This is a genomic window from Streptomyces albus subsp. chlorinus, assembly GCF_013302895.1.
Taxonomy (GTDB): domain Bacteria; phylum Actinomycetota; class Actinomycetes; order Streptomycetales; family Streptomycetaceae; genus Streptomyces; species Streptomyces chlorinus.
In genome coordinates this window covers 1748167-1756254 of record NZ_VJOK01000001.1, presented here as the reverse complement: position 1 = coordinate 1756254, position 8088 = coordinate 1748167, and the positions used below count along the sequence as shown (strand labels likewise).

General features: G+C 70.6%; 5 protein-coding genes and 1 pseudogene. 3 read left to right on the top strand and 3 right to left on the bottom strand.

What is annotated here, in order from left to right:
- Together FM076_RS07975 and FM076_RS07970 are read right to left on the bottom strand one after the other, a co-directional pair.
- Nucleotides 1-256, bottom strand: a pseudogene (locus FM076_RS07975) (hypothetical protein); the annotation flags it as partial.
- A 218-nt stretch (nt 257-474) separates the two neighbouring features.
- Nucleotides 475-1803: a DUF2252 domain-containing protein gene (locus FM076_RS07970; protein ID WP_173869230.1), complete on the bottom strand. Its 1329-nt coding sequence runs from the start codon at nt 1801-1803 to the stop codon at nt 475-477.
- Between the two features lie 224 nt (nt 1804-2027).
- Between FM076_RS07970 and dnaE the strand changes: the two genes are divergently transcribed.
- On the top strand, nt 2028-5570 hold the full coding sequence (dnaE, locus tag FM076_RS07965) for a DNA polymerase III subunit alpha (RefSeq protein ID WP_173869229.1): 3543 nt from the start codon (nt 2028-2030) through the stop codon (nt 5568-5570).
- Between the two features lie 75 nt (nt 5571-5645).
- Here the strand turns inward: dnaE and FM076_RS07960 are convergent, their stop codons facing one another.
- Nucleotides 5646-5801 (bottom strand): hypothetical protein, encoded by a 156-nt coding sequence (locus tag FM076_RS07960; RefSeq protein ID WP_173869228.1) that lies wholly within the window; start codon nt 5799-5801, stop codon nt 5646-5648.
- A 222-nt stretch (nt 5802-6023) separates the two neighbouring features.
- Between FM076_RS07960 and FM076_RS07955 the strand changes: the two genes are divergently transcribed.
- Nucleotides 6024-7376, top strand: a complete 1353-nt coding sequence (locus FM076_RS07955) for an NYN domain-containing protein (protein ID WP_173869227.1) — start codon at nt 6024-6026, stop codon at nt 7374-7376.
- A gap of 128 nt (nt 7377-7504) precedes the next feature.
- A partial coding sequence (locus FM076_RS33500) for an ABC transporter ATP-binding protein (protein ID WP_345945400.1) occupies nt 7505-8088 on the top strand: 584 nt, incomplete at its 3' end.

Here is an 8088-nt window from a genome sequence, read left to right as displayed (position 1 = left end):
AGCAGGCGTGCTGACCGGTGGTGAAGACGGTGTCGGCCGCCAGCTCCAGGGGCACCAGCAGCGCGGCGATCCGGGCGTAGCCGCGCTCCCGCCCGGCGAGTGCGAAGGCCAGCACGAAGACGGCGGCCGAGACCGCCAGCAGCGGACGCAGCGGGACGGGGGAGCCGGACAGCAGGACGTGGGCGCCGCAGGACAGCGTGACGCACAGGGCGGTGAAGAGCCCCGCCCGGGCTGTGCGCATGCCTGCTGCTCCCATGGGGACCGAGTGTGCCATGGGAGCGCGTAAGCGGTCTCTAAAGGTGCCGGTCCCGCTGCCGCCGGATACGCGGCAGCGTCCGGGTTGTCCCCTCGTGCCCGGATCCCGTCGGCTCATCTCCGTCCGGATCGCATTCGTCCGGCTCATCTCCGTGCGGATCGCGGGCGCCCGGCTCGCCTCTGTCCGGCTCACCTCCGTGCGGCTCGTGTCCGTCGCCGTCACACGCCGGTGATCCGGCCGTTGCGGAACAGGTCGACGAAGATCTGGTGGTCGCGGCGGGCCGTGGCGCCGTAGCTGTGGGCGAAGTCCACCAGCATGGCGCGGAAGCCGTCCTCGTCCGCCGCGATCGCCTCGTCGATGGCGCGCTCGGTGGAGAACGGCACCAGGCTGTGCCCGGACTCCGCCTCGTCCGCCGCCGCGTGCATCGTCGCCGTCGCCCGGCCGAGGTCGGCGGTGACCTGGGCGATCTCGTCCGGGTCCGACAAATCCGACCAGTCCAGGTCCACCGCGTACGGCGAGACCTCCGCCACCAGCTGGCCCCGGCCGCCCAGTTCGGTCCAGCCCAGCCACGGGTCGGCGTGCGCCTGGAGGGCGCGCTGCGAGATCACCGTGCGGTGGCCCTCGTGCCGGAAGTAGTCGCGCACCGCCCGGTCGGTGATGTGCCGGGAGACGGCCGGGGTCTGCGCCTGCTTCATATAGATGACCAGGTCGTTCTCCAGCGCGTCGCTGTGCCCCTCCAGCAGGATGTTGTACGAGGGCAGGCCCGCGCTGCCGATGCCGATGCCCCGGCGGCCCACCACGTCCTTGACGCGGTGCGCGCCGGGCCGCTCGCGTCCCTCGTGGCGAGGGAGCGTCTCCAGATACGCCTCGAAGGCGTCCAGCACGGCGGCACGGGTCTCCTTGTCCAGCTCGATGGAGCCGCCGCCCGGGGTGAAGCGGCGCTCCCAGTCGCGGATCTCGGTCATGGTGCCCAGCAGGCCGAAGCGGGTGTTGGCGCGGGCGGCGCGCAGGGCGGCCAGCACCGGGCCGCGCGCCGTCTCCAGGGTGAGGGCCGGCGGCTCGTTCCCCGGGCTGCCGGAGGCCAGGGCGCGGATCCGGGCGCGGTAGGCGTCGGCGTAGGTGGTCACCAGGGAGGTGATCTGTGTGTCGCTGAGCGCCTTGCTGTAGCCCAGCAGCGCCACCGAGGCCACGAAGCGCTTGAGGTCCCAGGTGAAGGGGCCGACGTAGGCCTCGTCGAAGTCGTTGACGTTGAAGAGCAGGCGGCCCTGGGCGTTCATGTAGGTGCCGAAGTTCTCCGCGTGCAGATCGCCGTGGATCCACACCCGGCTGGTGCGCTCGTCCAGGAAGGGGCCGCTGTCGCGTTCCTCGTGCAGGTCGGCGTAGAAGAGGCAGGCCGTGCCCCGGTAGAAGGCGAAGGCGGAGGCGGCCATCTTGCGGAACTTCGTCTGGAAGGCCGCCGGGTCGGCGGCGAGGAGATCCCCGAAGGCGGTGTCGAAGACCTCCAGGATCGTCCTGCCGCGCTCTTCTGCCTGGCCTGCCTTGGTCATGTGTGCGCTCCGTCGTACGCTCGGTCGGTCTGCTGTCCGCCCAACGTACGCCGACGCGGCGGGGTGCCCGGTTCCGGTACGGTCACCGGCAGACTCCGGCAGACTCCGGCCGGGTCCCGGACGGTTCCGGGGCGGTGCGGACGGTTCCCTCCGCGGACTGTCGGTGGGGGGCCGTAGACTCCCACCTCGCCCCAGAAGATTCCCGCCCGGAGGTGGCCTTCGTCGTGAGTGACCAGCCCTTCACACATCTGCATGTGCACACGCAGTACTCGCTCCTCGACGGCGCGGCCCGCCTCAAGGACATGTTCGCTGCCTGCAACGAGATGGGCATGTCGCACATCGCGATGACCGACCACGGCAATTTGCACGGGGCCTACGACTTCTTCCATTCCGCGAAGGACGCCGGGGTCACCCCGATCATCGGCATCGAGGCGTACCTGGCCCCCGACCACCGCAGGAACGCCCGCCCGGTCAAGTGGGGCACCCCCCACCAGAAGCGGGACGACGTCTCCGGCAACGGCGCCTACACCCACATGACGATGTGGGCCAGGAACGCGACCGGGCTGCACAACCTCTTCCGCGCCCAGTCGCGGGCCAGCCTGGAGGGCTTCTTCCGCAAGCCCCGGATGGACCGCGAGCTGCTGGCCGAGTACGCCGAGGGCCTGATGGCGACCACGGGCTGCCCCTCCGGCGAGGTGAGCACCAAGATCCGCCTCGACATGGAGGACGAGGCCCTCAAGGCGGCCGGGGAGTTCCAGGACATCTTCGGCAAGGAGAACTTCTTCGTCGAGCTGATGGACCACGGCATCGACATCGACAAGCGGGCCAGGGACGGCCTGGAGCGGATCGCGCGGAAGATCAACGCCCCCTTCATCGTCACCAACGACTCGCACTACACCTACGAGCGCGAGGCGGCGGCGCACGACACGCTGCTGTGCATCCAGACGGGCAGCAACCTGTCGGACCCGGACCGCTTCAAGTTCGACGGCGCCGGCTACTACCTCAAGTCGGCCGCCGAGATGTACGGCATCGACTCCTCGGACGCCTGGCAGGAGGGCTGCCGCAACACGCAGCTCCTGGTCGCCGAGCGCATCGAGACCGAGGGGATGTTCGAGCCGAAGAACCTGATGCCGAAGTTCGACGTGCCCGAGGGGTACGACGAGGTCTCCTGGTTCCGCGAGGAGGTCCGCCGCGGCATGGCCCGCCGCTACCCGGACGGCGTCCCCCAGGACCGCCAGGAGCTGGCGGACTACGAGATGAAGGTCATCATCGACATGGGCTTCCCGGGGTACTTCCTCGTGGTCGCCGACTTCATCAACTGGGCCAAGGACAACGGCATCGCCGTCGGCCCGGGCCGCGGCTCCGCGGCGGGCTCGATCGTCTCCTACGCGATGGGCATCACCGACCTCGACCCGGTCGTGCACGGCCTGATCTTCGAGCGGTTCCTCAACCCCGAGCGCATCACCATGCCGGACGTCGACATCGACTTCGACGAGCGCAGGCGCGGTGACGTCATCCGGTACGTGACGGAGAAGTACGGCGCCGACAAGGTCGCCATGATCGGCACCTACGGCACCATCAAGGCGAAGGCCGCCATCAAGGACGCCTCCCGCGTGCTGGGCTACCCGTACGCGATGGGCGACCGCATCACCAAGGCGATGCCCGCCGACGTGCTCGGCAAGGGCATCCCGCTCTCGGGCATCACCGACCCCAACCACCCGCGCTACAGCGAGGCGGCCGAGGTGCGGTCGATGTACGAGAACGAGCCGGACGTCAAGAAGGTCATCGACGCCGCCATGGGCATCGAGGGCCTGGTCCGCCAGATGGGCATGCACGCGGCGGGCGTGATCATGTCCAGCGAGCCGATCATCGACCACGCGCCGATCTTCTCCCCGAAGAACGACGGCACGGTCGTCACGCAGTGGGACTACCCGAGCTGCGAGGCGCTCGGCCTGCTGAAGATGGACTTCCTGGGGCTGCGCAACCTCACCATCATGGACGACGCGGTCAAGATGATCCGCAAGAACAAGGGCGTGGACCTCAAGCTGCTGGACCTGCCGCTGGACGACCCGAAGACGTTCGAGCTGCTCCAGCGCGGCGACACCCTGGGCGTCTTCCAGTTCGACGGCGGCCCGATGCGCTCCCTGCTGCGCATGATGAAGCCCGACCACTTCGAGGACATCTCCGCCGTCTCGGCGCTGTACCGGCCGGGCCCGATGGGCATGAACAGCCACATCAACTACGCCCTGCGCAAGAACGGCCAGCAGGAGATCACCCCGATCCACCCGGAGCTGGAGGAGCCTCTCAAGGAGGTCCTCGACATCACCTACGGCCTGATCGTCTACCAGGAGCAGGTGCAGAAAGCCGCCCAGGTGCTGGCCGGCTACACGCTCGGACAGGCCGACCTGCTCCGCCGGGCGATGGGCAAGAAGAAGAAGGAGGTTCTCGACAAGGAGTTCGTGAACTTCCAGAAGGGCATGCGCGACAACGGCTACTCGGACGAGGCCATCCAGGCCGTCTGGGACGTGCTGGTGCCCTTCGCCGGATACGCGTTCAACAAGGCGCACTCCTCCGCGTACGGCCTGGTCACCTACTGGACGGCCTATCTGAAGGCCAACTACCCCGCGGAGTACATGTCGGCGCTGCTCACCTCGGTGCGCGACGACAAGGACAAGTCGGCGGTCTACCTCAACGAGTGCCGCAAGATGGGCATCAGGGTGCTGCCGCCGAATGTGAACGAGTCGGAGGCGAACTTCACCTCGAAGGACGACTCCACCATCGTCTTCGGTCTGACGGCGGTGCGCAACGTCGGCCAGAACGTCGTGGACTCGATCGTCAAGTGCCGCAAGTCCAAGGGGAAGTACACCTCGTTCCCGGACTTCCTCGACAAGGTCGAGGCCGTGGTCTGCAACAAGCGCACCATCGAATCGCTGATCAAGGCGGGCGCCTTCGACGAGATGGGGCACACCCGCAAGGGGCTCACCGCCCAGTTCGAGCCGATGATCGACAACGTGGTCCAGGTCAAGCGCAAGGAGGCCGAAGGCCAGTTCGACCTCTTCGGTGACCTCGGCGGCGACACCGAGGACTCCGGCCCCGGCTTCGGGCTCGACGTGCAGTTCTCCGACGAGGAGTGGGACAAGACCTATCTGCTCGCCCAGGAGCGGGAGATGCTGGGCCTCTACGTCTCCGACCACCCCCTCTTCGGCCTGGAGCACGTGCTGGGCGACAAGGCCGACGCGGCCATCTCCCAGCTGACCGGCGGCGACTACTCCGACGGCTCGATCGTCACCATCGGCGGCATCATCTCCGGCCTCCAGCGCAAGATGACCAAGCAGGGCAACGCCTGGGCCATCGCCACGGTGGAGGACCTGGCGGGCTCCATCGACTGCATGTTCTTCCCCGCGACCTACCAGCTGGTGTCCACGCAGCTGGTGGAGGACGCCATCGTGTTCGTCAAGGGCCGCCTCGACAAGCGGGAGGACGTGCCGCGGCTGGTCGCGATGGAGTTGATGGTCCCCGACCTGAGCGAGGCGTCGGCGTCCGCGCCGATCACCATCACCATCCCCACCGTCAAGGTCACACCCCCCCTCGTGGAGAAGCTGGGATACGTGCTGACGCAGCACCGGGGCTCCAGCGAGGTCCGCGTCCGGCTCCAGGGCGCACACAAGACGACCGTCCTGCGGCTGGACCGGCACCGTGTGACGCCCGACCCCGCGCTCTTCGGCGACCTGAAGGAACTCCTGGGCCCCTCCTGCCTGGCGAGCTGACGCCCGTGCCGCCGCCGGCCCCTCTCCGCCGCGCCACCCGGCGGCGGAGAGGGGCCGGGGGTGGGGTGCGGGGCCTCAGTTGTGGCCGAAGCGGCGCTCTCTTCCCTTGCGGGAGGTCTCCGTGGTGGCGCGCTCGGCCGCGGCCGACCTCGCGCGTTCCCGCTCCTGACGCTGCTCGTCCGCCGTACGGTTCTGACGGCGGGGCTGTTGGCGATTCCTGTTCTTGGCCATGCTTGCCTCCTGGGCTCGGTACGGCAGCCCCTCGTTCAGCGTTGCATGTCCGTAATTGCTCTGCATGTCGGACAATTACCAAAGGTGAGAAAGGGGATGCGGCGCCACGCCGATGATCGAGGTCGGAGCCGGTAACCCCGGTGCCGTCGGGCAGACTCGAAGCAGGCCCGGGAGCACACGGGAGCCGGCCGGCACGCGCAGGCACAGCCTCGGCTGTACGTCATGACCGAGAGTGGGTGGAATGTCGTGGACCGCTGCGTCGTCCTGGTGGACGCCGGTTACCTGCTGGGCGCCGCCGCCAGCCTGCTGGCGGGGGAGCCGACCCGCTCCCGCATCAGCGTCGACCACGCCGGACTGATCCAGGCCCTGCGCCGGCAGGCCGAGGCCGATACCGAGTGTGCCCTGCTGCGCATCTACTGGTTCGACGGCGCGCCCGACCGGGTGCCCCAGCCCGAACACCGCAGGCTCCGCGTCATGCCCCGGGTCACCGTACGGCTGGGAGCGCTCACCCGCAGTGACGGGCGGTGGGCGCAGAAGGGCGTGGACGCCGCCATGCACGCCGAGTTGACGGAGCTGGCCCGCAACCGGGCCTGCTCGGACATCGTGCTGGTGACTGGGGACGGCGACCTGCTGCCGGGGCTGATGTCCGCCAAGGAGCACGGCGTCGCCGTCCACCTGTGGGCGGTCCAGGCCGCCGACGGAGACTACAACCAGTCCGAGGACCTGGTGGCGGAGGCGGACGAGCGGCGGGTGCTGGACCGCGGCTGGATCACGCCCGTCGTCCGCGCCAAGGACCTGACCGGCCCCTGCGCGCCGCAGCCCGCGCCCCGTCCCGAGATCGCCGCGATCCTGGCCGCGCCGCTTCCGGAGCCCGGCAAGAACGGCGACGGCTCCGGCAACCACGGCGCCGCCGCGTCGCCCGGACCCGCCGCTTCCGCCCCGGCCGGCCCCGGAGGCGGCCCCGCGGAGGCGGCCGGACGGACGGCCCGGGCCGAGACCGACGAGCGGCCCGCGGCCGAGGAGCCGGCGTCCGGCGGCGGTGCCTCCCCCGGGCCCGGGCGGGGCGAGGGCGTACCCACCCCGAAGGACCTGGCGGACCTCGGCCGGCACGGGCCGCAGGCACAGGCGCAGGCATCCACCGGCCCGCCCGGCGCGACGCTGCGCTGGTCCTCGGACCGGGGCTGGGTCGAGCGGGCGGTGCCGCCCGAGTCGCCGGAGACGGCGGCCCTGCCGACACTGGCCCAGCTCACCACCGCCGAGCAGCGCTGGGCCGACCGCGAGGAGGACATCACCGCGGTCAGCGGCGACCCGTACGAGGTCGGCCAGGTGTTCGCCCGCCGCTGGATCGAACGGCTGACCAACGACAGCCACCTGGGGCAGCTCTCCGGGGAGTACCCGCGCATCCCCCACCGCATCGACGGGGAACTGCTGCGCTACGCCGCCCGGTTCGGCCTCCTCGCGCACAAGGACGACCAGATCGACGAGCACGACCGCTACGCGATCCGCGCGGGCTTCTGGCGCGAGGTGGACGCCCGCTCCGGCGCCCCCGCCGAACACACCCCCGCGGGTGACTGACCGGCACCGCAGCGCGGACGGGCCGCCTCCGCACCCGCGCCGGGAGGGCCCAGCGGCAAGCCGGCCATCCCGGACGCGTACCCTCATAGGTCGTGAGAACGGGCACTCGGCAGGCGGTGGACAGCTCGGTGGCAGGCGGGACGACGCGGATCCGGGCCGCCGCGCGCGCCGTGCGCGTCGAGGGCCTGGTCAAGACCTACCCGCCCGTACGGGCCCGTCGCGGCGCTCCGGCGGCGCCCGCCGTCCGCGCCACCGACGGCATCTGCCTCGACGTGCGCCAGGGCGAGATCTTCGGGCTGCTCGGCCCCAACGGCGCCGGCAAGTCCACCCTCGTCCGCCAGCTCACCGGACTCCTGCGGCCCGACGCCGGACACGTCGAGGTCCTCGGCCACGATCTGGTGCGCCACCCCGAGCGGGCCGCGCGGCTGCTGGCCTACCTCGGCCAGGAGTCCACCGCGCTCGACGAACTGACCGTGTCCCTCGCCGCCGAGACCACCGCGCGGCTGCGCGGCATGACCCCTGCCGCCGCGCGGACGGCCCGCGACGAGGTGCTGGCCGAACTCGGACTGGAGGGGCTGGCGGGCAGGCCGCTGAAGAAGCTGTCCGGCGGGCAGCGGCGGCTGGCCTGTGTGGCCGCCGCCCTGGTCGGCGACCGGGCGCTGCTGGTGCTGGACGAGCCGACCACCGGGATGGACCCGCACGCCGCGCGCGG

Bases quoted from the DNA above. Each gene is read 5' to 3' on its own strand.
- FM076_RS07970 (WP_173869230.1), bottom strand. From the start codon at position 1,803: ATGACCAAGGCAGGCCAGGCAGAAGAGCGCGGCAGGACGATCCTGGAG.
- FM076_RS07960 (WP_173869228.1), bottom strand. From the start codon at position 5,801: ATGGCCAAGAACAGGAATCGCCAACAGCCCCGCCGTCAGAACCGTACG.
- FM076_RS07955 (WP_173869227.1), top strand. From the start codon at position 6,024: ATGACCGAGAGTGGGTGGAATGTCGTGGACCGCTGCGTCGTCCTGGTG.